Source organism: Aminobacterium sp. UBA4834, assembly GCF_002400205.1.
Classification (GTDB): domain Bacteria; phylum Synergistota; class Synergistia; order Synergistales; family Aminobacteriaceae; genus Aminobacterium; species Aminobacterium mobile.
In genome coordinates, this window is record NZ_DHFC01000014.1 from 76496 (window position 1) to 100662 (window position 24167).

20 protein-coding genes are annotated in these 24167 nt (G+C 43.1%); 9 read left to right on the plus strand and 11 right to left on the minus strand.

What is annotated here, in order from left to right:
• Positions 1–36: 36 nt before the first annotated feature.
• Both B3L97_RS05055 and B3L97_RS05060 read right to left on the minus strand, forming a co-directional pair.
• Positions 37–2202, minus strand: a complete 2166-nt coding sequence (locus B3L97_RS05055; RefSeq protein WP_286934461.1) for a methyl-accepting chemotaxis protein — start codon at positions 2200–2202, stop codon at positions 37–39.
• Positions 2203–2304: 102 nt separating this feature from the next.
• Positions 2305–3303, minus strand: a complete 999-nt coding sequence (locus tag B3L97_RS05060) for a 2-hydroxyacid dehydrogenase (protein ID WP_286934462.1) — start codon at positions 3301–3303, stop codon at positions 2305–2307.
• 166 nt (positions 3304–3469) lie between these two features.
• Here B3L97_RS05060 and B3L97_RS05065 point away from each other — a divergent pair, with 166 nt between their 5' ends.
• Positions 3470–3943 (plus strand): ferritin-like domain-containing protein, encoded by a 474-nt coding sequence (locus tag B3L97_RS05065; protein WP_024821601.1) that lies wholly within the window; start codon positions 3470–3472, stop codon positions 3941–3943.
• A gap of 55 nt (positions 3944–3998) precedes the next feature.
• On the opposite strand, the gene B3L97_RS05070 is transcribed toward B3L97_RS05065, so the two are convergent.
• Positions 3999–5501 (minus strand): AMP-binding protein, encoded by a 1503-nt coding sequence (locus B3L97_RS05070; protein WP_286934463.1) that lies wholly within the window; start codon positions 5499–5501, stop codon positions 3999–4001.
• A gap of 168 nt (positions 5502–5669) precedes the next feature.
• Here B3L97_RS05070 and B3L97_RS05075 point away from each other — a divergent pair, with 168 nt between their 5' ends.
• Complete coding sequence (locus B3L97_RS05075; RefSeq protein WP_286934464.1) at positions 5670–6851, plus strand: amidohydrolase; 1182 nt, start codon at positions 5670–5672, stop codon at positions 6849–6851.
• 180 nt (positions 6852–7031) lie between these two features.
• Positions 7032–8249, plus strand: coding sequence for an iron-containing alcohol dehydrogenase (locus B3L97_RS05080; protein WP_286847216.1), 1218 nt, complete (start codon positions 7032–7034; stop codon positions 8247–8249).
• An 89-nt stretch (positions 8250–8338) separates the two neighbouring features.
• On the opposite strand, the gene B3L97_RS05085 is transcribed toward B3L97_RS05080, so the two are convergent.
• Positions 8339–8752 carry a hypothetical protein gene (locus tag B3L97_RS05085; protein WP_286934465.1) on the minus strand — a complete coding sequence of 138 codons (414 nt, stop codon included), beginning with the start codon at positions 8750–8752 and terminating at the stop codon, positions 8339–8341.
• A gap of 89 nt (positions 8753–8841) precedes the next feature.
• Between B3L97_RS05085 and larB the strand changes: the two genes are divergently transcribed.
• Positions 8842–9597 (plus strand): nickel pincer cofactor biosynthesis protein LarB, encoded by a 756-nt coding sequence (larB, locus tag B3L97_RS05090; protein ID WP_024821596.1) that lies wholly within the window; start codon positions 8842–8844, stop codon positions 9595–9597.
• A gap of 72 nt (positions 9598–9669) precedes the next feature.
• Here the strand turns inward: larB and B3L97_RS05095 are convergent, their stop codons facing one another.
• A complete protein-coding gene (locus B3L97_RS05095; protein ID WP_286934466.1) occupies positions 9670–10827 on the minus strand; it encodes an amidohydrolase in 1158 nt (385 codons plus the stop codon).
• 144 nt (positions 10828–10971) lie between these two features.
• Here B3L97_RS05095 and B3L97_RS05100 point away from each other — a divergent pair, with 144 nt between their 5' ends.
• Positions 10972–12195 (plus strand): HD domain-containing protein, encoded by a 1224-nt coding sequence (locus B3L97_RS05100; RefSeq protein WP_024821594.1) that lies wholly within the window; start codon positions 10972–10974, stop codon positions 12193–12195.
• Positions 12196–12200: 5 nt separating this feature from the next.
• Here the strand turns inward: B3L97_RS05100 and B3L97_RS05105 are convergent, their stop codons facing one another.
• Positions 12201–13385: a M20 metallopeptidase family protein gene (locus B3L97_RS05105; protein ID WP_024821593.1), complete on the minus strand. Its 1185-nt coding sequence runs from the start codon at positions 13383–13385 to the stop codon at positions 12201–12203.
• A 132-nt stretch (positions 13386–13517) separates the two neighbouring features.
• On the opposite strand from B3L97_RS05105, the gene B3L97_RS05110 reads away from it, so the two are divergent.
• From B3L97_RS05110 to B3L97_RS05120, 3 genes are read left to right on the plus strand one after another with little or no spacing between them, the layout of a single operon-like run.
• The gene (locus B3L97_RS05110; protein WP_286934468.1) at positions 13518–13676 is read left to right on the plus strand and encodes a hypothetical protein; all 159 of its coding nucleotides are present in this window, start codon (positions 13518–13520) and stop codon (positions 13674–13676) included.
• Between the two features lie 15 nt (positions 13677–13691).
• Positions 13692–13925, plus strand: a complete 234-nt coding sequence (locus tag B3L97_RS05115) for a thioredoxin family protein (protein ID WP_024821592.1) — start codon at positions 13692–13694, stop codon at positions 13923–13925.
• A gap of 4 nt (positions 13926–13929) precedes the next feature.
• Positions 13930–14634 carry a cytochrome c biogenesis CcdA family protein gene (locus tag B3L97_RS05120; protein WP_286934469.1) on the plus strand — a complete coding sequence of 235 codons (705 nt, stop codon included), beginning with the start codon at positions 13930–13932 and terminating at the stop codon, positions 14632–14634.
• Between the two features lie 326 nt (positions 14635–14960).
• Here the strand turns inward: B3L97_RS05120 and B3L97_RS05125 are convergent, their stop codons facing one another.
• The 3 genes from B3L97_RS05125 to B3L97_RS05135 form a co-directional block, all read right to left on the minus strand.
• Positions 14961–15926 (minus strand): DUF72 domain-containing protein, encoded by a 966-nt coding sequence (locus B3L97_RS05125; RefSeq protein WP_286934470.1) that lies wholly within the window; start codon positions 15924–15926, stop codon positions 14961–14963.
• A gap of 188 nt (positions 15927–16114) precedes the next feature.
• Positions 16115–16837 carry a thioredoxin-dependent peroxiredoxin gene (prxU, locus tag B3L97_RS05130; RefSeq protein ID WP_274532062.1) on the minus strand — a complete coding sequence of 241 codons (723 nt, stop codon included), beginning with the start codon at positions 16835–16837 and terminating at the stop codon, positions 16115–16117.
• A gap of 67 nt (positions 16838–16904) precedes the next feature.
• Positions 16905–18074: a hypothetical protein gene (locus B3L97_RS05135; protein WP_286934471.1), complete on the minus strand. Its 1170-nt coding sequence runs from the start codon at positions 18072–18074 to the stop codon at positions 16905–16907.
• A gap of 527 nt (positions 18075–18601) precedes the next feature.
• Between B3L97_RS05135 and typA the strand changes: the two genes are divergently transcribed.
• Positions 18602–20467 carry a translational GTPase TypA gene (gene typA / locus B3L97_RS05140; protein ID WP_024821586.1) on the plus strand — a complete coding sequence of 622 codons (1866 nt, stop codon included), beginning with the start codon at positions 18602–18604 and terminating at the stop codon, positions 20465–20467.
• A 47-nt stretch (positions 20468–20514) separates the two neighbouring features.
• Here the strand turns inward: typA and B3L97_RS05145 are convergent, their stop codons facing one another.
• Both B3L97_RS05145 and B3L97_RS05150 read right to left on the minus strand, forming a co-directional pair.
• Positions 20515–21660, minus strand: coding sequence for a sensor histidine kinase (locus B3L97_RS05145; protein ID WP_286934472.1), 1146 nt, complete (start codon positions 21658–21660; stop codon positions 20515–20517).
• Between the two features lie 32 nt (positions 21661–21692).
• On the minus strand, positions 21693–24062 hold the full coding sequence (locus B3L97_RS05150) for a diguanylate cyclase (RefSeq protein ID WP_286934473.1): 2370 nt from the start codon (positions 24060–24062) through the stop codon (positions 21693–21695).
• Positions 24063–24167 lie beyond the last annotated feature (105 nt).

Genomic DNA, 24167 nt, shown 5'->3' on the forward strand with positions numbered 1-24167 from the left:
CCTTATACTCTATGTTTTATTCTGTGAATCAGATTTTTATTGATCTCCTGAAATTGACGAGTGTGGAGTTAAAACAGCTGTTTTTTCTCCTCCTCGGACTGCCCCTTTATCCGGCAAAGCATTGCCAGAAGAAGTAGAAACTCTCTTAAGAGTAAAAGTATCCATCAAATGGGACACCTGTTCTGAACCATGACTCACTCCCTCTGCTTCTCGTGCCACACTCTCAGCAGCCTTTACTGTCTCTTCACCTGCTTGCCGAATAGTAGCCACCATCTGCCTCATGCTACGAGCCGCAGAAAGAACACGTTCTACCGTCCCTTTCATTTCTTCACCAGCCAGAGCCTGATTCTGAGCCAAAGCAGCAAGGGCCTGGATAATTTCATCTATTTTTGCCGTTTCAGAGAGAGCATCTTCCATGCCTTTTCTCGCATGGCGGGCATCTACCACTGTACTTTTCATGGTTTCTCCTGTTTCTCGAATAGCATCTATAGAAACAGAGGCATCTTTTTGTAGCTCTGAAATTTGCGACTCAATATTTCGAGCAGCTTCAGCCGACTCCTCTGCCAATTTTCGAACTTCGTCAGCTACAACTGCAAACCCTCGCCCAGCATCTCCAGCTCTGGCAGCTTCAATAGCAGCATTGAGCGAAAGGAGATTCGTCTGATCTGCTATAGCCGTAATTACATTCACAAAACCTGAAATATTCTTAATAGAAGAACCAAGACGAGCTATTTTAGACTCTGTTTCCTTCATCTGATTTTCCACATGTTGTATAGAGCTAATAACGGCCTCAACTCTTGACGCAGCCTCTTCTGAAAGAGAAGCGGCGAAAGCCGATGTTTTTGCCGCTTCAGAAGAGGAATGAGCCGATTCTGATGCATTCTCTGCTACTACGTTAACAGCATCTCCAGCTTGTTCCAAAGCATGCCCACTCTCCTCAGAGAGGGTGTTGAGCTCTTCTAAAGCACCCCGAATTTCCTCCATAGAAGCCGTGCTTTCCTGAGACAAGGCAGCAAGACTCTCTGCTCGCTGAAGGGAATTATATGCATTACCTCGCACTTCCACTAAAGCATTCCGAAGAGAATCTATCATGGCAGAAAGAGCATCTGCCATATGGCCGAACTCATCTCTCCGTTCCGTTCCAAAATCATCTCTTCCCCAAGAGAGGTCTCGTTCTGCCGCCCTTTGGGCGAGACAAACAACTTGACGAAGGGGCGTTGTTATATGACGAGACAAAATCAATCCGGTCACTACACACGAAAGGACCATAAGAGAAGCCGCAAGAAAAATATAGCGAAGGGCCGTATTATTCTGTTCTGCAAGTTCTGGTCCCAATTTTTGCTGGAAGGACTCTAAAGCTTTTTGAATAGAAGCTATTTGCTCCTCCATTTTGGAGCCGAGTTCCTCTATCGTCTCCGACCGAATAGCCCGACGTTTCGTATCTATTTCCACTATAGTAGGTATTTGTTCTTCAAAATTTTTTAACGATTCAGTAAACTTCTGGAGGTGGTCACGCCCTGCCTCATGATCTTCAACCATCATATCAAAAAGAGGCATATACCCCGAGAGATCCACTAGTTCTCGCTTTAACTTACCAATAAGAGTCTGATCTCCCGTTTGAAGATAATGGATTCCGTCAGCCTTGGCCAATAAGAGACTCCTCACCCCTAGTCCTGCATAATACGAAAGGCTGGCATTTTGATTCTTCTCCGCTTCCACCATAAGAGCAGTTAACTCCTGTTCCATAATTTCACTCTGATTGAGAAAGCCTGTCTGAAAAAGAATCTCCATGTCGTCATTCAATTGAACTGCTGTTTGAAAGGCTTGATTATATTCATCGAGAAGAGAAGAAATTATATCTATTTTTTCTTTCTGTTCTATTTTTTCTTTCTGTTCTGTTTTTTCAACATTAGAAGCAAGGCGAGAAAGAGCCGCCTCAAAAACCGCCTGAATATCCCGGTACTGAATTTGATCCTCAACTCTTCTGAATTCAATGTACCGCGTGGCGGAAGCTTTAAGGGACATAAGCGCGACCTGTACTTTTGCACTTTCATTGCTCACTTCAGCTAAACGCTGATATTGTAATAAGCCTAAAGAAGAATGATTCAAGGACCTATAGCTTAACCATCCTACCACCGCCATAAAAAAGATCAGAGCCGCGAAAGCCGCCGCAATCTTTCGCGACACGCTTCCATACGACATAACATTACCCCCCCCATCTATGGATTAAAATACAAAAACTGCACCTCTCCCATATAGTATTTCTCTTTTAACTTCCCCTTCCTCGAGCTTGTCAATTGCTAGTCAATCGGTAAGAACATAGTCTTCTCGATCTATAGAGCCGTGCCACCTTTTCCCCTCAAGGAAAAGGGCTATATTTCGAGCCGCCACTTCACATGCTTCAGCCATGGCACCAGCTACATAATTAGAATTGTGGGGGGAGCCAAGAACGTTAGGGAGTTCAAGGAAAGGATAGTCCACATGAAAATTGTCTCTGCCCCATGTAGGTTCTTTCCACCATACATCAAGACCTACCTGGAAACTGGGGTTTCTTTTCAGATGTTCATAAAGGTCTTTTTCTATTATGAGAGGAGCGCGAGCCACATTAATCAATATGGCATCTTTCTTCATTATCGACAATTCCTTTGTGCCAATAAACCCCTTCGTTTGTTTTGTAAGAGGAAGTGCCAGTAACACTACGTCGGATTCCTTTAAGACTTGAGGTAACTGATAAAGCGTTCCTATAAAATCTACTGGAATTGTCGTCTTACCACTGGTATTTAAAGCCATGATTTTCATGCCAAAAGCTTTAAATAACGTTGCTATACGTTGCCCTATTCCTCCAAAGCCTACGATTCCAGCCGTCATTCCTTTCAGATTTCTTAAGACATATTTCTCTCTGTCGAATTCTCCTTGTGCCAACTTCAAATGAAGAGGAACGAGATGTCTTGCGAGCGCCATAGTCAAAGCTACAACATGCTCTGCTATTTGATAGGCCCACCCTCCGGCATTACATGCTATAAAGAAATGTTGAGGCATTTCAGAAAAGGGAAGATAATCTACACCTGCAGAAAGAGTCTGTAACAAGCGCAATTTTTTGAGCAGGGGGTACTCTTCTTTATGGATTTCACGATTAAAAAAGAAAGATATTAAAACATCAGCTTCTTTTAAGAGCGACACTCTATCTTTGCAATCATCCAAATAAAGCACTGTCGCTACTCTTTCAAGAGGGGCTTCTAGCTTTCGCCGTTCTTCCGGCGTCAGCGCACATGAAACTACAACAAGATTTTCTTTTTTACTCATCTAATTCCCCTCCTTAATTCTCGATTCTCCCTTTTAATTTTTATATTACACTATTCTCTAGCTCGTAGCTCATATTGTAGTACTGTAATGATATTTGCAAATACCTTTCCAAAAAGTATATACTTTATAAGTAATACTATGTTCATTCGAGACTGGAGGGATAAATATGACATCAGAGTGCTTTGAAATGAAAGAGGCTCTCAGGTATGGTATACATGCTGAAATAGAAGCCAAGAACTTTTACCGTATCTGGGCTGAGAGTGTTACAAAACCTCATGAGAAGAAAGAATTGATGGAATTGGCAGAGTGGGAGAAAGAGCATGAAGAAGACCTGAAGAAGCTGTACCTAAAAATGTATGGTGAAGAATGCCCTATAGATCCTCATATGGTTGTCTCTCCTGAACTGAAGGTACAGACCAAAGACTTCGGAGATGTAACGTCCCTTCTACGCATTGCTTCTGCTGCATATTTATCGGAAATGAGAGCGAAAGAATTCTATGAACGCCTGGAGAAAGAGAGCGCTGGCGAAACAGCTATTATGTTTGGCAAGCTCAAAAATATGGAAAGTGGTCATATGGACATTACTAAGAAAAGGTATATGGCTATTCGGGAAGACGTTGTAGGATTTCGAGCATTCTAAAGAACAAGGGGGCCCCTCGGAAAGGAGGGGCCCCTGCTTTTCTCAGACCGGATTTTTATGAGTGTTTTACCTCTTCTTTTTTCCTCAGAAGGCGACGAAGTATCTTTCCTGTACTTGAGAGAGGAAATGCGTCTATAAATTCTACGCTCCGCGGCACCTTATAATGAGCTAAATGTTTTTTGCAGAAATCAATTACATCTCTTGGAGATAAGGCAATTCCTGGCGCTTTTTTTACATACGCTTTAGGAACCTCTCCGTTAATCTGATGGGGAATTCCTATTACAACAGTTTGCTCTATTGCCGGGTGGGTCTGAAGTATAGCCTCCACTTCCTGGGGATAAACGTTAAATCCTCCAACAATAATAATATCTGTCACCCTATCGAGGATTCTGACATACCCGTCTTCGTCAATCTGAACATAATCACCTGTGTTGAACCATCCTCCATCGAAACGCCCCGCCGACTTTTCAGGATCTCTAAAATATTCAGCCGCGACAGAGCTTCCTCGAACCCATAAAACTCCTTCCTTGGAAGTTTTTACATCTTCCCCATGTTCATTTCCAAGTTTCCACTGATATCCAGAAATAAAAGGACCGACAGTTCCAAGTTTTCGCTTGGCATAAGACGGATTTACACATACAACGGGAGAACACTCTGTCAATCCATACCCTTCAAGCACACCCACCCCAAAATATTCCTTGATTTTTGAGTCTAACTGTATGTTCAGCTTATCTCCCCCACTTATAATAAGCTTCACATGATCAGGTTTAGGAGCACCGTGGTCAATAGAAGAAAGCAGGAAAGAAAGCATTGTGGGAACTACAAGCAAAACATTTGTTTTCGACACACAAATAGCCTCTAGCGTCTTATGGGGTGGAAGAAAAGAGGGCAAAATAGTCTGTTTCATACCACAGAGCAGGGGCATTACCCCCGCTACTGTAAAGCCAAAAGAGTGGAAGTTGGGCAGCACATTAAGGAAGACGTCCCCTTCGGCCAACTCCGTCAACTCTTCAAATACCGTCGTGGCATTATGAATCAAATTAGAGTGGCTCAAAGGCACAGCTTTTGGCCGGCCAGTTGTGCCAGACGTAGCAAAAATTACAGCTAATTCTTCATCGCCTACCACAGACTGGCGTCCCGATATATGCGGAAGGGCCGCATCAAGAGGAGAAACAAAGAAAGGGGTCTCCTTTGAAGCCAGAGCTTCTTCCAATTCCTCCATCTTTTCAGACATTATAACCGCAAAAGGATCAATAAGCTCTAAGATCCCAAGAGTCGTGGGAACTCCCGCTCGAGTATTGATAGGAGCTACGGCACCACCCAGTGCCCAAGCAGCTAAAGAAAGCGCCAATACAGCTGGAGAATTAGGCATCATTACAGCCAATCGATGCCCTTTCCCGAACCCTGCATCTCCCAAACTTTGCCTATACTGAGCAGCTAAACATGCAATATCCTCTCCTGTCCACCACTCACCGCTCCACCAAAGGATAGGTTCTGCCCAGTCTTTTTTCAGCCTGTTCATAATTACCTGATCTAGCCTTGTTGCCTTTGTGTTCATACTTTCCTCCAAATAGTGAGGGTCCAGTTCAAAAATACTGGCCGATGATAATTTTACTTTGAAACAGCAATAAGATCAAAAATAGTATATCTCTTAATAGAAGAGGTAGGAGTAGGCCACATCATGTGATAGGATTATTCTTCATATAAACAAAAGGAGGCTTTTTCGTTGAACGAATTGAATAAATACAAAGAGCTTATCTCTACTCTGGACACGACCATAGAGAAAAACGTAGAAACTGTATGGAAATTGAACCTCTATATGGCCTCTCACCCTGAACTAGGTGAACAGGAATTTGAAGCGAGCCGAAAAATGAACGATCTTCTTGCCCAAGCTCATTTCGAAACAGAATATCCTTACAGTGACATTCCAACCGCTTTCTGTGGCAAAAAAGGGAAGGGGACGCCCCACGTAGCCCTTCTGGCAGAATACGATGCGTTACCTGAAATAGGCCATGGATGTGGACATTGCCTTCATGGTTCCATGACTCTCTTGGCCGGACTTGCTCTTTCCCCTCTCATGAGCTCTCTTTCTACTGGAACTCTTTTTGTAATAGGGACTCCGGCGGAAGAAACAAACGGCGCTAAAGTGACTCTTTCAGAAAAGGGGATTTTTGATTCTATGGACTTAGCCATGATGATCCATTGCAATGATAATGTAAGTTATGTACCTTATCGGTCTCTAGCAATGGATGCCATTGAATTCACCTTTACAGGACAAACTGCTCATGCCGCTGGAGCTCCGTGGGAAGGGCGCAATGCCCTTAACGGCGTCCAACTTTTCTTTCATAGTATCGATATGCTACGTCAACATGTAAAGCCAGGAGTCAGAATGCATGGCATCGTTTCAAAAGGCGGAGAAGCACCAAACATTGTTCCAGATTTGGCCTCAGCCAAGTTCTATTTCAGAGCTCCAGATAGAAAATATCTAGACATTGTTTTGCAAAAAGTCTTTAAATGTGCTCAAGGAGTGGCTCTAGCCACCGAAACAGAAGTTGAATGGAAGAATGTAGAATTTAGTTTCCACGAAATGCGTCCCAATAAGGCTGCTGAAGACATGATGGAGGGAGTGTTTGCCGAATGCGGCATATCTACAACCCCAGCTCCCGGCGCTGGCGGGTCAAGCGACATGGGCAATGTAAGTCAACATTGTCCAGCCTTGCAACCTCTACTCTCTATTACAGACATGCAAATACCTCATCATACACGAGAATTCGCACAAGCAGTCACAACACCACGAGCCAAGGAAATGTTGAAAATTGGCGCTCAAATATTAGGAAGAGCTGCGCTCCGATGCTTTACCGACCCTTTATTTTGTGAGGCTATAAAAAAAGAATTTCTCTCTTATTAACATGAAATAAAAGAGGGGCTAACTCTTTTCTTCCTTTCTAGCCCCTCTTCTCTTTTCTTCCTTATTTAATGTATTCTTTATACGATATATATCTTGAGTCCCATTGACAGCTCTTTTTTGCAATGGTAATCTTCTCTCGTTTCTGGTGAAAAATATAACTTTCACAAGGGGTGAAAAAGAATGTGGGACCATAAAGTTGCTATTAACGAAATTAGAGAGATCAGAACGAGAACCACAGCCTATTTAGGAGTTGGCGCCATTAAAAAAATAGATGACATTATAGAGGCCCTCGCCTCTCAGGGTATAAAGCGAGTTCTCTGCGTAACAGGGCATAGCTCTTATAAGAAAACAGGGGCTTGGAATTACGTAATAGCTGCCTTTAAAAAACACGGCGTAGATTATGTTCTATACGATAAAGTAACACCTAACCCTACCGCAGATTCGGTGGATGAGGCCACTCAGATGGGACTTCAATTCAAAGCCCAGGGAGTTATTGCCATTGGAGGGGGAAGCCCCATAGATGCAGGAAAAAGCGCAGCAATTCTTATGGAGTACCCTCATAAAACGGCACGGGAGCTTTTTGAACTTACTTTTATTCCCGCTAAAGCAGCGCCTATCGTTGCTATCAATTTAACCCACGGGACAGGAACAGAAGTAGATCGTTTTGCAGTAGTGAGCATTCCAGAGAAAGAGTATAAGCCAGCTATTGCCTATGATTGCATATATCCTCTTTATGCCATTGACGATCCGGCTCTCATGACGGGCCTTTCCCCAGACCAGACTCGATATGTCTCTATTGATGCCGTTAATCATGTGGTGGAGGCTGCTACTTCTGTTGTAGCAAGTCCTTACTCCATCCTTCTCGCACAGGAAACTGTCCGACTAGTATCTACATATTTACCTCAAGCATTGCAACATCCTACAGATTTAACAGCCCGGTACTTTTTGCTCTATGCCTCCCTTATAGCCGGGATAAGCTTTGATAACGGGTTGCTTCACTTTACTCATGCTTTGGAGCACCCTCTTTCCGCTGTCAAACCAAATCTTGCTCATGGGTTAGGGCTGGCCATGCTTTTACCAGCAGTTTTAAAGCAAATCTATCCTGCCCAGCCAGAAGTTCTTGCTGCTCTTTTTACACCTGTCGTTGGGATCCTTAAAGGAGAACCTGCAGAAGCAGAGAAAGTGGCAAAAGCAGTAGAAAAATGGCTCTTTGACCTCGGGGTAACATCTAAATTAGCTGACGAAGGGTATAAGGAAGAAGATTTGGACCGACTTACAGAGTTGGCCATGACCACCCCTTCTCTCGATGGGTTATTGAGCGTAGCGCCAGTGCCTGCTTCCAGAGACACTATTCGGACGATCTATAAAGAATCTATGACTTCTTATTCTGCTCGATAAAGCACAGAAGATATATTAAGTTAGGGCGGGTTCCCAACCGCCCTTCCAACAACAAAACCGGGGAGTGTAAATACTCCCCGGCCCCCTTTTTATAGAATATGCCAGTATCCATCCACTTCAAAAGGCAAATTTATAACCTCGTCGCCCTTGACCGAAAAAATTTTTTCCCACGAAGGATCACAACGAAGAGGAATGCAAGGATTGCCACGTTCATCCTGCCATTGAAGAGGCAGCTCGTATTCAAGAGACTCCACAAAAATACCACGTTTTTCCTTCATAAAACATTTAAATAAAACAAATTCATCAAGCCCAAGAAACTCATCGGCATATCCTTTTGCCATAGAAGCAATGTGCCGCGGAATAACATTATAATTTTGTAACAAAAAAGGATATGGAGCGATACGAATACGCTCTGCTCTAAGGGGAACCCATACAATACAAGCACATTTCCTGCCTTGCCACTCGTCAAACTTAGAAAAGGCTCGAAAAACTGTCTCTGCCATGGGGAAAAGCCTCCTTGTTTTTACCTCTCTCTTGTCTGTACAATAGCTCTTAATTACTATTTTTTCAAAAGAAAGCTATGGTGATCAAAATGAATGACTCCGATCTGAAAAGAATGATACAACAACTTCGCGAAGGAACCTTAGACGCAGATACTTTTATCCAGCATGTAAAAACCTTGCCTTTTCAAGATTTGGGAGAAGTGAAGCTCGACACTCATAGAGCTCTCAGGAAAGGATTTGCTGAGATTGTTTATTGTCCGAACAAAAGTGAGGAACAGCTGCAAACTATTGCTGAGGCCCTTTCTGACAGCAATGAAAATATATTATTTTCCAGAGCAACGTTGGAACAATATAAAGTTGTAGCCAACATTCTTCCTGATGCGCATTATCATGAAAAAGCTAGGATCATCGGCATAAAACGTCGAAAAATAGAGCCCGTACTAGGGCTCGCTATCATTAGCGCAGGAAGCAGCGATGTCCCTGTAGCAGAAGAAGCAGCCGTTACTGCCGAGTATATGGGGTGCACTCCCAAACGACTTTACGACATAGGCATAGCAGGGCTACATCGTTTGCTCGCTCACATCGAAACCCTCCAAACATCCCTGGCCATCGTAGCCGTTGCAGGTATGGAGGGAGCCCTTCCGAGCGTCTTAGCCGGTTTAGTTTCATGCCCGGTCATAGGGGTTCCAACTAGTACTGGGTACGGTGCTAACTTAGGGGGAATTGCGCCTTTGCTGACTATGCTTAATTCTTGCGCCACAGGAGTAGCAGTCGTTAATATCGATAATGGATTAGGTGCCGGTTACCTCGCTGGGCGCATTGTTCTCCAGGCAACACAAAAATAGCTTTGCCCGCTTTTTCAGGGGAAACCGCAGGAGAGGACTTATGTACAACATAAGCCTCTCCTTGCATTTTATTTATGAGAGTGAATAGGCCTCTTCCCCATCAATAAAGGTTTTAAGCACATGAGATCGGGCATCCAAAGGATCTCCATCCCAAAGGACTATGTCTGCATCTTTCCCGGCTTCCAGAGAGCCCACCTTATCTGCAATACCAAGATGCTCAGCACCCCAGAGAGTCACTGCCTTCAACGCCACCTCACGAGGAAGACCCGCATGGCAGGCAAGAGAGGCACAAACTATAAACTGGTCAATAGGAATAACAGGATGGTCTGTAATGATGCAGAAATGCACCCCTGCGTTGTAAAGAGCCGTCAATGTCTCCCAGCTCTTATTTTTCAACTCGAGCTTCGATCTCCCTACGAGGGTGGGACCTACTGCTGCCATTACATTTTTTTCAGCAAGATATGGTGCCATAAGATGGCCTTCTGTACAATGCTCTATGGTGTAAAGAATTTGAAACTCTTCTGCGATACGAATAGCCGTAGCAATATCATCGGCTCGGTGAGAATGGACACGAAGCGGCATCTTTTTTTCAATAACAGGAAGCAATGCTTCCATCCCCAAGTTTTTCTCAAAAAAATCCCCTTTTCGCTCCGCCTCTTCCTTTTTTTCTCTATAGTTCAAGGCATCATTCAAAGCCTGGCGCATAAGAGAAGCACTCCCCATACGGGTCATGGGTGTGTTTGATTTTTCTCCATAAACGCGCACCGGATTTTCACCAAGAGCAGCTTTCATTCCGGAAGGAGCCTGTACCACCATTTTATCTACTACGTCGACACGGGTCTTTAAAATAGCACCCTGCCCACCTACCACATTCGCACTGCCAGGTAACACTTGGACACAGGTAACTCCTCCAGAGAGAGCATCCACAAATCCCGGATCATGAGGATACACTGCATCAATTACTCGAAGTTGAGGAGTTAGAGGATTGGTTTTCTCGTTTCCATCAGCCATGCTCTCAGGGTAGCCCTGAACAAAAACACCGAGATGTGTATGAGCATCTACAAGACCTGGGGAAACAAACAAACCTTTCCCATCTATAACATCCGCTCCTTCTGGCGGGACAAGTCCTTCTCCCACTGCTAAAATTCCTGTGTTATCGAAAAGAATCGTTCCATTCTCAATTGCATCTCCTGTTACAGTTTCAATAGTTGCCGAGACTATGGCTTTCATAAAATTCCCTCCTAAATACGTCGTTTTCTGTATACGCTCCACAAAAGTGTACCTTCGACATTCTCTGGAAGCAAGAGGTGTTATAATTCCTTCAAGTATGCTTGTTTAGATGTTCCTACAATCAGGAAGGGGTGTACTCCTGTTATGATCAATCGATCTCTCATAGAAAGAATTTTTTCCGCGGCCAGCATCGAGCGATGGAACGACCATCCCAGGCCAATTCAATTTACAGAACTCGCTAAACAGGCTCATAAAATGATTATAGCTTACGTTATTGCAAGGCATGAGGAAGATCAGGGGACAACCATACAATGGCATGCCCTCATAGAGGGAGGAATATTTGAATTTCTCCACCGAGTTATTCTTACTGATATTAAACCACCTGTATTCCATAAATTAATGGGCCATAAGATAGAGAGAGATAAACTTAATCTCTGGGTTATAGATCGTTTTAAACATGAGCTGGAATCTTTAAGACCTCAGCTTCTGGAACGGTTCAGAGATTATCTTTTAGACGAGTCTCCTTCCATACATCTCGAGCGCCGCATTCTAAAAGCAGCACACTATCTTGCGACAAAATGGGAATTCGATTATATCTACGAATGGAGCCGTCCTCTTTATGGTATAGAAGGAACGAGAGACGAAATTAACCGACAAATAAAAGAACACGACGACTTAGGTGCGGTAAAAACCATGCTCCTTGGCCGAGAGCTTCCTGACTCGCAAAAAGGTATTTATGGCTTTATAGCTCTTGTAGGGCAGCTCCGTTTCCAAAAACGCTGGGCTCAAACTCCAAGAGTTCCTGAAACATCTGTTCTTGGGCACTTGCTCATTGTCGCAATTTTATCTTACTTTATGTCTATTGAAATAGGTGCATGTCCTAGGCGACTCTATAATAATTTTTATGGAGGGCTGTTTCATGATCTCCCCGAGGTTCTAACTCGAGACATTATTTCCCCCGTAAAAAATTCTGTGGAAGGACTTGACGATCTCATAAAGGAATATGAGCGTCAAGCTATGGAAGAAAAAATTTACCCCCTCATCCCCATAGACTGGAGGCCTGAAATCAGGTACTTTACAGAAGACGAATTCTGTAACCGTATATGGCTGGAGGGAGATAAGATTCCCACGAACCTAGAAGATCGGGAGCTGGATAGCTCGCAAAATAAAGACGAATATAACCCTATTGATGGGAAAATAATCGAGGCCTGCGACAAACTTTCCGCTTTTGTAGAGGCCTCGCTGTCTATGCGCACCGGTATTACCTCTCCTGCTCTGGACGAGGCAAAAAGGAAACTCTACTCTCGATATGCCAATAAAAAACTCTATGGCTTTCCCGTAGGACAGCTCTTCGATTTCTTTTGGTAATTTTATTATGGCTTACTCAAAAATCGAAGAGCTATAGCCGCTAATACAGAGGCTCCTACTGGAAGACATTGTTCGTCTACATCAAAGAAAGGACTGTGGAGAGGGTATGTTATGTCTCTTTCTTTATTACCGGTCCCTAATACAAAGTATGAACCAGGAGCTTTCTGCAAAAAGTAAGCAAAATCATCTACACCCATCTCCGGCTCTTTCATAATGAAAACCTTTTCCCGGCCAAGGACCTCTCTCCCCACATCTGCAACGAGGTCTGTCATGCTCTCATCATTAATCAGGCTGGGGTATCCTTCAGTAAAGACAACTTCTCCAACAGCTCCCAGTGTATCTGGAATATTCTGCGCTATGCAGCGGACTAAAGCTCGTACTTTCAAGCGGGTATCGGGATCCATAGTACGAACAATGCCTCTCATTTCCACCTCTTCCGCAATAATATTTCCAGCCGTCCCCCCATGGAAAGAACCTACTGTCACCACTACAGGATCAAAAGGAGACGTTCTTCTGCTTACAATCTGCTGAAGAGCCGATATCATCTCTGAACCAATAGCTATAGCGTCAATTCCACGATGAGGCTGAGCGCCATGACTTCCTTTCCCATGAATGGTGATATGAAACATATCAGAAGCCGCCCTGAACTTACCATACCCTACTCCAATAGAGCCTGCCGAGAGCTGTGGATCGCAATGGAGACAAAAGACTCCATCTACGAGAGGGTTTTCCATTACTCCTTCGCTTATCATGGGAAGAGCCCCTCCATCTGTCTCTTCTGCAGGCTGAAAGAAAAACTTTACTGTCCCATCGAAGGTATTGCGAGACTCTGCCAATATTCCAGCAGCCCCCAACAGAGAAGCCACATGAACATCATGTCCACACGCATGCATCTTCCCCTCTATTTTTGAAGAATACAGAGCTTTTGTTCCTTCACATACAGGCAAACCGTCCATGTCTGCGCGAAAAGCAACGGTTTTGCCTTCTTTTCTCCCTCGCAATACGCCAACTACTCCTGTTTTGGCAACTCTAAAATGCTGAATACCCACTTCATCAAGTTTTTTCTCTATAAGAAGAGCTGTTTGTTCACACTCAAAATCAAGTTCAGGGTGCTCATGAATTTTTCGACGTATAGCAACAAGCTCTTCGTACCTTTTTTTAGCCATCTCATGTAAAAATTCAAGACTCATAGTGTCGCCCTCCCACACGTAATGAAGGTATCATATCAGAAGAACAATATATTTGTGGCTCCTTTGCAAAAATACCCTTGACGGGTACCATGAATTCCGTATAATCGTTTCATTACAAGGAGGTGGCCACATATGAATAGAAGAAAGGTAACAATCATCCTTCTCCTCTTCTTAGCTATAGCTGGAACTTTTTACATTAGAGAGAGTAAAGTGAAACAGGAAAACACCGCACTCAACAAAGAAATTAAAAATAATCTTCCTTTAATTATAGACCTTAGCGCAGCGGGATGACCTGCGTGCACAGAAATGTCCAAAGTTTTGGACGACCTAACAGCTCAATATGGAGATTCTATTCGAGTAGAGAAAATAGATGTCATGCAAAACTCCGACCTGGCCCGCAAATATGAGGTCAAGTATGTACCAACCCTTGTGTTTTTGAACAGTACGGGAGGAGAACTCGGAAAAGAGGTTGGTTACATGTCTCTAGAAGAACTCCTTATGAAACTAGACGTGCTGGGAATCCATCTCGAGAAGAAATAAAACCATGGGAAACATATTTGAGACCATCTATATTTCTCTTCACAGTTCAAGTGGCTTCGCTCTTTCAGCTGCCTTTATATGGGGAATTTTCAGCATTCTTTTAAGTCCATGCAACCTTGTAACCATACCACTTGTCGTTGGATACATTGAAAGCACCCGAGGGGGAAAAAGGGCGAGTGCCTTCGCTATTTCTCTCGCTTTTTCGGCAGGAATTTTTGTCAACCTTGCCCTCGTAGGCATGGTGCTCACATCTACAGGCTTACTCATGACAGATATAGGGAAATATTCCAACTACTTTGTCGCTACTATATTCTTTCTTATAGGCCTTCATCTTCTTGATGTCATCAAGCTTCCGTGGTTTGGGCAAAAGGCCTTGAAACCAGGGAAAAGAGGGGGGCTTGGGGGAGCACTCGTGTTGGGAATTTTATCAGGCCTCGCATTAGGACCATGTAGCTTCGCTTATGTGGCTCCACTTTTGGCTCTTACTATCAAAACAGCAACGACAAACCTGCCGTTTGCACTTCTTCTTGTAACTTTTTATGCTCTAGGGCACTGCTCTGTTATTATTTTTGCAGGAACTTCCGCAGATTTTGTCTCTAAGTTTTTAAAGTGGGACGAAAGATCCCGTGCACTTTCTAGAGTTAACTATTTATGCGGTATTTTAATTATTCTTGCGGGACTCTACTTTATATATACAGCACCTACATAAAACAACAATTTAAAGAGGGGCTGTACCATTTCTACAAGCCCCTCTTATTTTCTTTCCCTCCAGCTTTCTGGCTGGACTGGGTTCCCTACCGGGAATCTTACAGGGATTATTCCCTGATTATGTTTTCTATTCAGTTGTCCCATCACGGAAGGTTCTCTAGAACTTATTTTCCCATCCCCTCCTTCGTGGATCCTTTTGTTCATTTGTATTGTACAAAACTCTATTCCATATATCAAAAGGCCTAGCAAGCCTCACGAGACGTTAAGAGCCTCTAGGAGCTTATTTTCAACAATAAATCGAATAAAAACTGTAATTATCATACGTTTTTAAATTTTTTCTCTTGATCTACATTTCTCTCCTTCAAAATTTAACGTTTTTTGAAAAAGGCCTTCTTTAGGAGGGGCTATTTCAAAAAGCTTCTGCATCTGCAATGCATTGCTCACCGCAAAGTTCCTATAGCAATTATTAAACATGATAAAAAGAGAGGGAACATGATCTTTTAAACAAAGAAGAGAATCTTTCCACTGAAGAAGTTCTTCCTCTTTATAACGATAACGGAATCGGTCTTGAACTGAAGCTCCTTTTTGCTCCCATGCGGACTTATTTCTTCCATGAAAACGGACAACACCTCCCCATGCCGCCGTCAGAAACATCTCTGGAGGAACCGTCCAAGACAATTGAGGTTCATCCACCATTACGTAAGCCATATTTCCATCCTTTAAAAGAGACTCGAAGCTTTTACGTCCCTCTCTCAGCCAGCTTCCGTTTCGGACCTCAACAGCGATCTTGAAAGGAGGAGCCATAGAGGCAACGTGTTTTAAATAATTTATGGAAGATGAGGAATACCCCAGCCATGGAGGAAGCTGGAAGAGCAGGTAGCCTAAACGCTTCATCTGATGTAACGGTGTAATAAGGTTTATGAATTGTTTCCACAAGGTTCGACGCAGAGAAAAAGGGATAGCTTGACGAGCTATTTTATCGTCCTTTTTTAAACGCGCTGGCAATTCTTTACGCAACCAAAGAGGGAGGCTCCCATATGCAATTTTGTGAAAAGTGAATAAGCCATAGGCTTTAATATTAAATATAAAATTCGGCGGCGTTCGAAGTGCCCACCGAAACACCGTGGTTTCTTGGGGAAGAGCATAAAAAGTACTGTCTACCTCCACCGTTTCAAAATTCTGAGCATAATGGTGCAACCTTGAAGCGGGAGTAGATGCTTCCCTGGGATACCAACCACTTTCAACGAGAGAACGATCGCTCCATGAACATGTACCAACAAGAACTCTTCCCATCGCCATCACCTCGAATATATTCTTAGCTATACCCTTGAGGGAGGTCTAACGTTCCAGTTCTTTCTTATGTTTATATTGTACCAAGAGGAAACGATTGATATAAACGGAAGAAGATGTCAAACAGCAACAAACAGGGGCTGCTCTAAAGAGCAGCCCCTGTTTATTTATCTCTATTGGACCTCGCTATATTATTTCTTATATTCGTCGCGAGGAGTCCATTTTTCCCAAACTTTACCAACCAGGTTAACGCCTGGCTCTAGTGTCTTCCCTCCTGGATGCCACCCTGAAGGGGTTACCTGTTTCCCCTCTGTTTCCCGAACTAATTGGAACGCTTTAATCTGACGGATTGTTTCGTCTACATTTCTACCCACTGGCGGAGTTAACACTTCCATGGCCTGGACAACACCATCGGGATCAATAATAAAACGTCCACGAACATCCACTCCAGCCTCTGGATCATACACTCCATATGCACTTCCTATATTGCCGCCTCCATCGGAAGCCATGTGGAATGGAACATTTTTGCCTGCCATTTTTGAAAGTTCCATGTCATTCCAAATTTTGTGAACAAACTGGCTGTCTACACTCATAGAGATAACTTCCACGCCAAGGTCATGAATTTCTTCATATCTGTCAGCAACTGCCGACACTTCCGTGGCTCAAACGAATGTAAAATCTCCTGGGTAGAAACACAGCAAAACCCATTTGCCAACAAAATCAGATAAACTGACAGTAGTAAAATTTCCATTGTAATATGCTGGTGCTGTAAAATTCGGAGCTTTCCTCCCTACCATAATGGACATGCCTTTCGCCTCCTTTTCAGAAACACTCCTCAAATCCTCTTTTGGCATTTCCTGTCCCTCTACCACTGCTGAAGGAACAACACATCCACTCTTTTTCTTCTCTACCATCCAGTACACCTCCTTAATGAGAATTAAATTATACCATAGTAGGGTAAAAGTGTTAGACTAATAAAACTTATAACGGAGAAGAAAGTATTGGCTCTAGTATTTTTCGTATATCTGAGAGCCACCATTTAAAATCTACAGCTTTTACGAGACTTCCGAGAGTAAAAAATTCGTCCTTTACACTCCCTGCGCTATCACGCTCTTGAGCTTCAGAGAAAGAAAGAGTTGAAAGACGATAGATTCGATCTCCTTTATGGCGAAGTGTTGCCTGTTCAGGGGAAAGACATACTGCCAATTTATCCTCTTCCCCCAACTCGCAAAATATCACTTTGTACGGGACGTCCCCAAGAACCCCTTCAGGAAAAATCATCCGTTTCTTTCTTTTAAAACCCTGTTCCAACAAGGCATTCTCTCCGTCATAAGATTCTTCTCTTTCAATATCATTTAATAACGCCCAATGCCTCACATATCCTCGGACTTTACGTTGAAAATGAAGAAGAGGTTTTCGTATCTTGCCCTCCGCAGAAGGAAGCTGTTTCAATGTATCCCATACTTTGCCTTCTTCTGATACTTCTTGCCAAAAAAAGTCAGAAACATCTTGTGTATCTTCCTCCGCCAGAGAGAAACCGAGAAGAAGAGCTGCTGCTGAAAAGAAAAGGGGACGATACCATCTTTCAGGATTACAAGACGTTAATCTTCTTGTAATGCCAAGAGATCGTAACCCAAACACTGAACGCTCTCCATCTTTTACCGGAATAGACAGATCTTCCCCTATCAAAACCTTCTCTTCTTCTGACAAAGGGAAAGAGGGGAAAAAAGAAGCTTTTTCTACTCCATTAATCATATTTACCAGCCACAAAACCTCTCTCTTTTCCTCAGGAAGCATGGCAAGGTCTTCTTTCGAAAGTACAGTTTTGGGCTCGTGGAGATACTCTACAAAAAGGAGAGCCGTTTTCCACAAAAGAGCTTTGTAAGGAGCATAAGATGCCTCTGTTCTAAGGAGCTCATGTATTTGAGGAAGGATATCTTGAATTGGATATTGCTCAATCTTGCCATCACTTTTTTTAAGAGAAATAGATTTATTCTCTCCTTCAAGCCATGAGAAACGAACTGTTCTTCCATTCCCTCTCCCCTTATTGAAAATAATAAGCCGAGGAACGGCCCCCCGAGACCAAAGCTGCAAACATAAATGATCATCTACGTCTACTGAATTGATGATGTTCTTTTCTTCCTTTTTCAACGGCCATTCCTTCCTTCTTCTCAATATTGACATATCCTTCTTAACGACAACCCTATATATCATCGGCTTCGTTCATGGCAACATTGAATAAACACACTCGCTGGGGGTATTATAGTGAGTAAAAAGCTACACGTTATTGCCCCACAAAAACACCGTTTGTAGTAGACTCACGAAATATATTATCGTTTTTCGACAACATACGCTATACTGTTAAAGTAAGCTGTGGTACTCAGATATTTAATGGGAGAGAACGTTTAAACTTAGAATAATTTTAACAAAAACATTCGAGGCCTTCTGCGAAAAGAAAACGAAGCGATGAAGTACTTCCCTATCCTTGTTTTTATCTCGCTATCTTTTAATGAGACATAATGTATTACTGTCTATAAGCAACGCGTTGTTGTTATTGTCGTTTAATGGCAACTTTTCAGTAATGCCCTTGCTACTTTTTTGAATTTGGCATATTATACTCGTTTGTTTCGTTGTCATATAGGGTTTGGTATTTTGCATCTATTAGGGAGTTGTTATGAATGGTGTCAGCAGATAAAATTCGAAATATTGCAATTATAGCCCATATCGATCATGGGAAAACGACTCTGATCGATTCTATTTTTAGGGCTGCCCAGGTCTTCCGAAAGGGAGCAAAGGTAGAAGATCGTGTTATGGACAATAATGAAATAGAACGTGAGCGGGGTATCACAATACGAGCCAAACATTGCACAGTAGAATGGCAAGGTTATCTGATCAACATTATAGATACTCCCGGGCACGCTGACTTTTCTGGTGAAGTGGAGCGTATTCTTTCTACTGTAGACTCAGTTTTGTTGCTTGTAGATGCCAACGAAGGTCCTATGCCCCAAACCCGATACGTTTTGATGCGCGCTCTTGCTATGGGACTTCGTCCCATAGTCTTCATCAATAAAGTAGATCGTCCCAACGCAAATCCAGCAGAAGCACTGGATCAAACTTTTGATCTTTTTATTGAGCTTGGTGCAACAGAAGAACAGGCTGATTTTCCTGTCCTTTACGGCTCTGGCTTAGACGGATGGGCCGTAAAAGATTTGGAAAAGGATCCCCACGAAGGGATGGACGCTCTCTTTCAAACCATAGTTGCATATGTACCTGCTCCAGTTGTAAATCGAGAAGCTCCGTTTCTTATGCAGGTCTCTACATTAGCGTGGAACGAATACACCGGAAGAATTGGATGCGGAAGGGTCCTTCAGGGGAGTCTTCACAAGGGGGAAGATTTTTTACGATACTCCACTCGCTGGAAGAATAACAGACAGAAAAAAGATGGTTGGGAAGTCTATTCTGAAGAAAAAACTCGTTCAGTTCAAATGTGGGTTACCCATGGCCTCGATCGCCGAGAAGTAGAAGAGGTGGCGGCTGGGGACATTGTGTGGATTTCAGGACCAGAAGAAATAAATATAGGAGATACATTCTGTTCTCCCGAGATAGAGGGAAAAACTCTTTCTCCTCTTTCTATTGAGGAACCTACAGTATCTATGTTTTTCCTTGTCAACACAGGTCCTTTTTCTGGGAAGGAAGGACAGCCTATCACCTTACGGCAGTTAAAGGCTCGGCTGGAGCGAGAGATGCATGTGAATGTATCCCTCCGCATGGAAGATTTAGGTCGGCCAGATGGGGTAAAAGTCTCTGGAAGGGGAGAACTTCAGCTTTCTATTTTGATTGAGGAAATGCGCCGAGAGGGAATGGAATTCTGTGTCTCCAAACCAGAAGTCATTACTAAAGAAGAGGAAGGACAGCTCCTTGAGCCCATGGAGGAACTTACTATTGACGTTCCCGAAGAATACCAGGGTGTCATATTTGAGAAACTTTCTCGAAGAAAGGCAAAGCTTCTTTCCATGGAGAACACAAAAAGTGGATTAATTCGTCTCATATTCGAAATCCCTACTCGAGGGCTTATAGGCTATCGAGGCGAGTTCTTGACAGATACTCGCGGATTGGGAATTATGAACGCATCAATTTCAGGGTATGGCCCATGGGTTGGGGAAATTTCCCCTCGAAACCGTGGGAGCATGGTGAGCTTAGATACTGGAGAAGCTACAAGTTATCAGCTCGAAAATCTCCAAGAACGAGGGACATTATTTATCGATCCAGGCGATTCTGTTTATGACGGGATGATTGTGGGAGAGAATTCCCGCCCTGGTGATCTTCCATGCAACCCAACGAAGCGGAAACAAGCCACCAACCATCGTTCTGCAACAAAGGATATGACCATAAAGCTAGATGTTCCAAGAAAGATGACTTTGGAAAAAGCTATGGAGTGGATTGCTGACGATGAACTGGTAGAAGTTACTCCTAAATCTATTAGGATGAGAAAAGCTCTTCTCGATCAGCAGGAGAGGAAAAAAGCTGCTAAAAAAGCAAGTTAATAAAAATAAAAGAGGCCGATTTTTACTTCAAATCGGCCTCTTTTATTTTATTCTTCCCCATGGCCAACAAGAGGAATGCTGAGATAAATGTTAGTCCCCTTGCCAGGTTCACTTTCAATGCGAAGATTTCCGCCAATCATCATTGCTCGTTCTTCCATACTGATAAGGCCATATGAACCTCTCTCTTGAGCGCGTACTCGCTCTTTTCGCACATCAAAGCCAACTCCATCATCGGAAACTCGGGCTCTCATTACATCTTTTAATATATCAAGCCGCACAGAAACTTCTCTGGCTTTACCATGAAGAAATGCGTTTGCCACAGCTTGATGAATAATCTTAAAGAGAGGCCGACGGAAAGAAAGAGGGATATTCTGCTGATCGCCCTCGATTCGGATTCGAACTTCTGGCCCCCCAGCTTTCCACACATCTTTAGAAAGGCGATCCAAAGCCTTATTTAGACCTTCCACCAAACCAGAAGGATTAATCTGGAAGAGAAGAGATCGCACATCTCCTAAAGCCTTTTGGATCTGCTCTCGCGTCTTTAGAAGTTCGTTTACGGCACGAGGAGCATCCCCCCCATTCAAATATTCCTGTGCTGCTTCCAGCTGTAATACCGCACTTGAGAATAATTGGATTGGACCATCATGAAGATCTCGAGCCAAAGCTCGACTCTCTCTCTCTGCTAGCTGGCAGGCAAGTTTCATACCTTTAATATCAAAAACCTCTCCGGCACCTATCGCTTCATCTATATTCGAAGAAATAAATTCCAATGCCATTCTAAACCGCCCTGACATTTGTTCGCTGCGCTTCAGGAAACGCTCTGCCCGTCGTTCCGCTCTGTCAAGATCGTCCCGAAGGCGACATAAAAACTTTTCTCTTTCTTCAAAAGCTCCTCGTATTTTCATAAGATGGGCTGCTCGATCGTAGGCTATTTGCTCTCTCTGTTGATCTCCTGACCTAGATGTCTCCATTAACTCTAATCTCGATCGTCTATACTCTTCTTCTGCTTTTTGAGAAGCAACAATTACATCTTCAATATCTCGCTGTACTTGTGCTCGTCTTTCTCGAGTATCATGGAGATGTTCCAGCTCCTCTTCTCGTAATGTAGCAATATAATCCAAACTCTCAATAAGAGTTTCACTCACTTTTTCTTGAATACTCTTAAGCGCTGTTGATAGATGGCCAGTAGTCATAATCTCTCATATCTTCCTTTCGAAAAAACATTTCAATCTATGTCTTTTCGCCTTATTTTCTCTTCATACATTCTCTGGTCAGCAATTCTCAAGGCTTCGTGAAAAGACAAGGTATCCTCCGGCACTGACGCGACACCAAAATCAGCCCAAATAGGACATTCTATACCTGGCACGCTAAAAGATACCGTTTCCTGCTTGAGTCGTTTTATAAGAAGAAGGGCCTGATTTTTAGTTGTTCCCGGTAAAACTATCAAGAACTCATCTCCACCTAAACGACCGACAATGTCTTCAGCTCTCACTGCATGAGATATAAAAGCAGAAAAAGCCTTCAAAACTCGATCTCCTACAAAATGGCCGTACCTATCATTCACTTGTTTAAAATCTCTCATATCGATCATTACAACACAAGCAGGCTCTCCATTCCTATCATAACGAGACTGTTCCTCAGCCAAACGAATTGTCAGGTACCGTCGATTCCAGAGCTCTGTTAAATCATCCACAAGAGCTTTCCTCTTCGTTTCTTCTATTATAGACTGCAAGGCTAGAAGAGCTCCTAAATGTTTGGAGAGGATCAGGAAGAAATCTTCATCACTTCTATCGAAAGGGATATTGCTCTCCATAGAAATAACCGCATAGACCTTACCTGCAAAAGAGATAGGTGTATCAAGCTGAGATGTAGTAATACGCGTAGAAAGGTTGACATAAAAAGGTGACTGTTTAAGGTTTGGAGTATTAATAATCCGTTGACTTTCTACAGCCTTGGAAACCTGTCCACCTCCACTTTCATAAAGTTTTTGAGAAAAAGACGATAGCGCTTCAGTTTCCACAAAATTAGACGCCAAAGCCTTGAGAAAGAATGGCTTGCCTTCGTCCCCTTCCTCCACCAAAAAAAACGTTATTTTTTCATAACAAAAAACTGAAGAAAACATTTTTACAACCTGATTAGCCACTCGAGTTACATCAAATTTTTCTCCAGATACAAATTGCACTATATCCAAAAGAGCTCTCAACCTGTTCAGTTCCCTGCTAAGCCTGGCAAAAGATTCCTTATTTTCAAGTTCCAGCGCTAAATGCGACGTCACGACCCCAAGCAACTCTTCATCTTGTCGAGTTATGCCCCCAATATGATCGTCATCTACAGCAATAGCACCCCATAAACCATTATTCGACATCACAGGAACAATCAATTCGGAACGGACTTCATTATCGAGATTCAAGTAGTTGGGATCTTTTAAAACGTCAGTCATAAGGTACGATTCCCCAGTTTTCAAAACTTTTCGAAGAACCCCTCTCCCCAGGCTTTTAAGATCTTTAAGCTCCTCAGGTAAACTACCTACTGACGACTGAAGAGTGATCTCACCGCCAAAAGAGCGTCGAGAAAAAACATAAACATTCTTATACCCTAACCTTTGAGAAAGAAGTTGGGCGATTAGAGGGAAAAGAGAATCCAAAGAAGGGCAAAGAGACATGGCTTTTACTATATCGAAGAGATCGCGAAGCCTTTTAAGAAGGGCTTCTAAATTTTCTTTTTGTTCTCTGGTAACTTCTAAAGCACAAGACAGGGCTTTTTTAGTGGAAGAAAAAGCCGTATTCGCTCTTTCTAATTCACAAATATTTCTTTCAAGCTTACTCTCTACCTTTAAATGAGAAAAAACTTCTCCTAAAATAGCCGCAAAAAAGCGGATGCTTCGAAGATCCGCATTAGAAAAACACCCTGGTTTTTTCGACTCTACATTAATAACTCCATATTTTTGTCCTCGCCATATAATAGGAACAACCAGCTCCGACCGAGCGCCAGGCACTCCTTCCACATAAAGGGGGTGACGTTTCACGTCATCTATTACTATAGGATCCCCTGTCTCATACACTTTTGAGCACACATTATCGCCTAAAGGGAGCGTTCCATCCGGATCTACCCCCTCTCCACAATACTCCTCCTCTTTACAATACAATTGAAAAACACATTTTTCCTCGTCAAAAAGAGCAATAGAAGGGCTACTATCAGACAGAAGGCGATGTATAAGATCCAAGGCGGGCAGACAGGCTTCTTCTATACCAGAAGCTGCGCCGACTTGATGTATGCATTCAAGAAAAACTGTCATCTCTCGAGAAGTACGCCGCCATAGAAATTTAGAAATTCCGTACATTGCCCCGATCATGACATATAATGGAATGGCTGTTGCTATAGGAAGTCCAGATAGATATACATATGCAGGAAGGAAGAGCGAAGCTAGAAGCAAAAGAATCGCTCCGGCACGTCTTGATGCTAATATAGAGACCGTTGGGAAGAGGATAATGAGGGTTATAGGGAACATACTCGCTCCGTAGATAGTCCCCTTCCCTAAAAGGAGTCCGGCCGTCGAAAAGACAAGAAGCAGCACGCCACCCCACCAATCCTGCAACCAAGCACCTCCAAGGTGATATATTCTTTTTGTATTGTAACATTAATATGAAAAAAGTTTGTGAGTAGATATAAAGTTTAGTTTTATAAATTATAGAAGGAGGAA

Excerpts from the sequence above, each read along its gene's own strand:
- B3L97_RS05055 (WP_286934461.1), bottom strand. The coding sequence starts at position 2,202 with ATGTCGTATGGAAGCGTGTCGCGAAAGATTGCGGCGGCTTTCGCGGCT.
- B3L97_RS05060 (WP_286934462.1), bottom strand. The coding sequence starts at position 3,303 with ATGAGTAAAAAAGAAAATCTTGTTGTAGTTTCATGTGCGCTGACGCCG.
- B3L97_RS05065 (WP_024821601.1), top strand. The coding sequence starts at position 3,470 with ATGACATCAGAGTGCTTTGAAATGAAAGAGGCTCTCAGGTATGGTATA.
- B3L97_RS05070 (WP_286934463.1), bottom strand. The coding sequence starts at position 5,501 with ATGAACACAAAGGCAACAAGGCTAGATCAGGTAATTATGAACAGGCTG.
- B3L97_RS05080 (WP_286847216.1), top strand. The coding sequence starts at position 7,032 with ATGTGGGACCATAAAGTTGCTATTAACGAAATTAGAGAGATCAGAACG.
- B3L97_RS05085 (WP_286934465.1), bottom strand. The coding sequence starts at position 8,752 with ATGGCAGAGACAGTTTTTCGAGCCTTTTCTAAGTTTGACGAGTGGCAA.
- larB (WP_024821596.1), top strand. The coding sequence starts at position 8,842 with ATGAATGACTCCGATCTGAAAAGAATGATACAACAACTTCGCGAAGGA.
- B3L97_RS05095 (WP_286934466.1), bottom strand. The coding sequence starts at position 10,827 with ATGAAAGCCATAGTCTCGGCAACTATTGAAACTGTAACAGGAGATGCA.
- B3L97_RS05100 (WP_024821594.1), top strand. The coding sequence starts at position 10,972 with ATGATCAATCGATCTCTCATAGAAAGAATTTTTTCCGCGGCCAGCATC.
- B3L97_RS05105 (WP_024821593.1), bottom strand. The coding sequence starts at position 13,385 with ATGAGTCTTGAATTTTTACATGAGATGGCTAAAAAAAGGTACGAAGAG.
- B3L97_RS05110 (WP_286934468.1), top strand. The coding sequence starts at position 13,518 with ATGAATAGAAGAAAGGTAACAATCATCCTTCTCCTCTTCTTAGCTATA.
- B3L97_RS05115 (WP_024821592.1), top strand. The coding sequence starts at position 13,692 with ATGTCCAAAGTTTTGGACGACCTAACAGCTCAATATGGAGATTCTATT.
- B3L97_RS05120 (WP_286934469.1), top strand. The coding sequence starts at position 13,930 with ATGGGAAACATATTTGAGACCATCTATATTTCTCTTCACAGTTCAAGT.
- B3L97_RS05125 (WP_286934470.1), bottom strand. The coding sequence starts at position 15,926 with ATGGGAAGAGTTCTTGTTGGTACATGTTCATGGAGCGATCGTTCTCTC.
- typA (WP_024821586.1), top strand. The coding sequence starts at position 18,602 with ATGGTGTCAGCAGATAAAATTCGAAATATTGCAATTATAGCCCATATC.
- B3L97_RS05145 (WP_286934472.1), bottom strand. The coding sequence starts at position 21,660 with ATGACTACTGGCCATCTATCAACAGCGCTTAAGAGTATTCAAGAAAAA.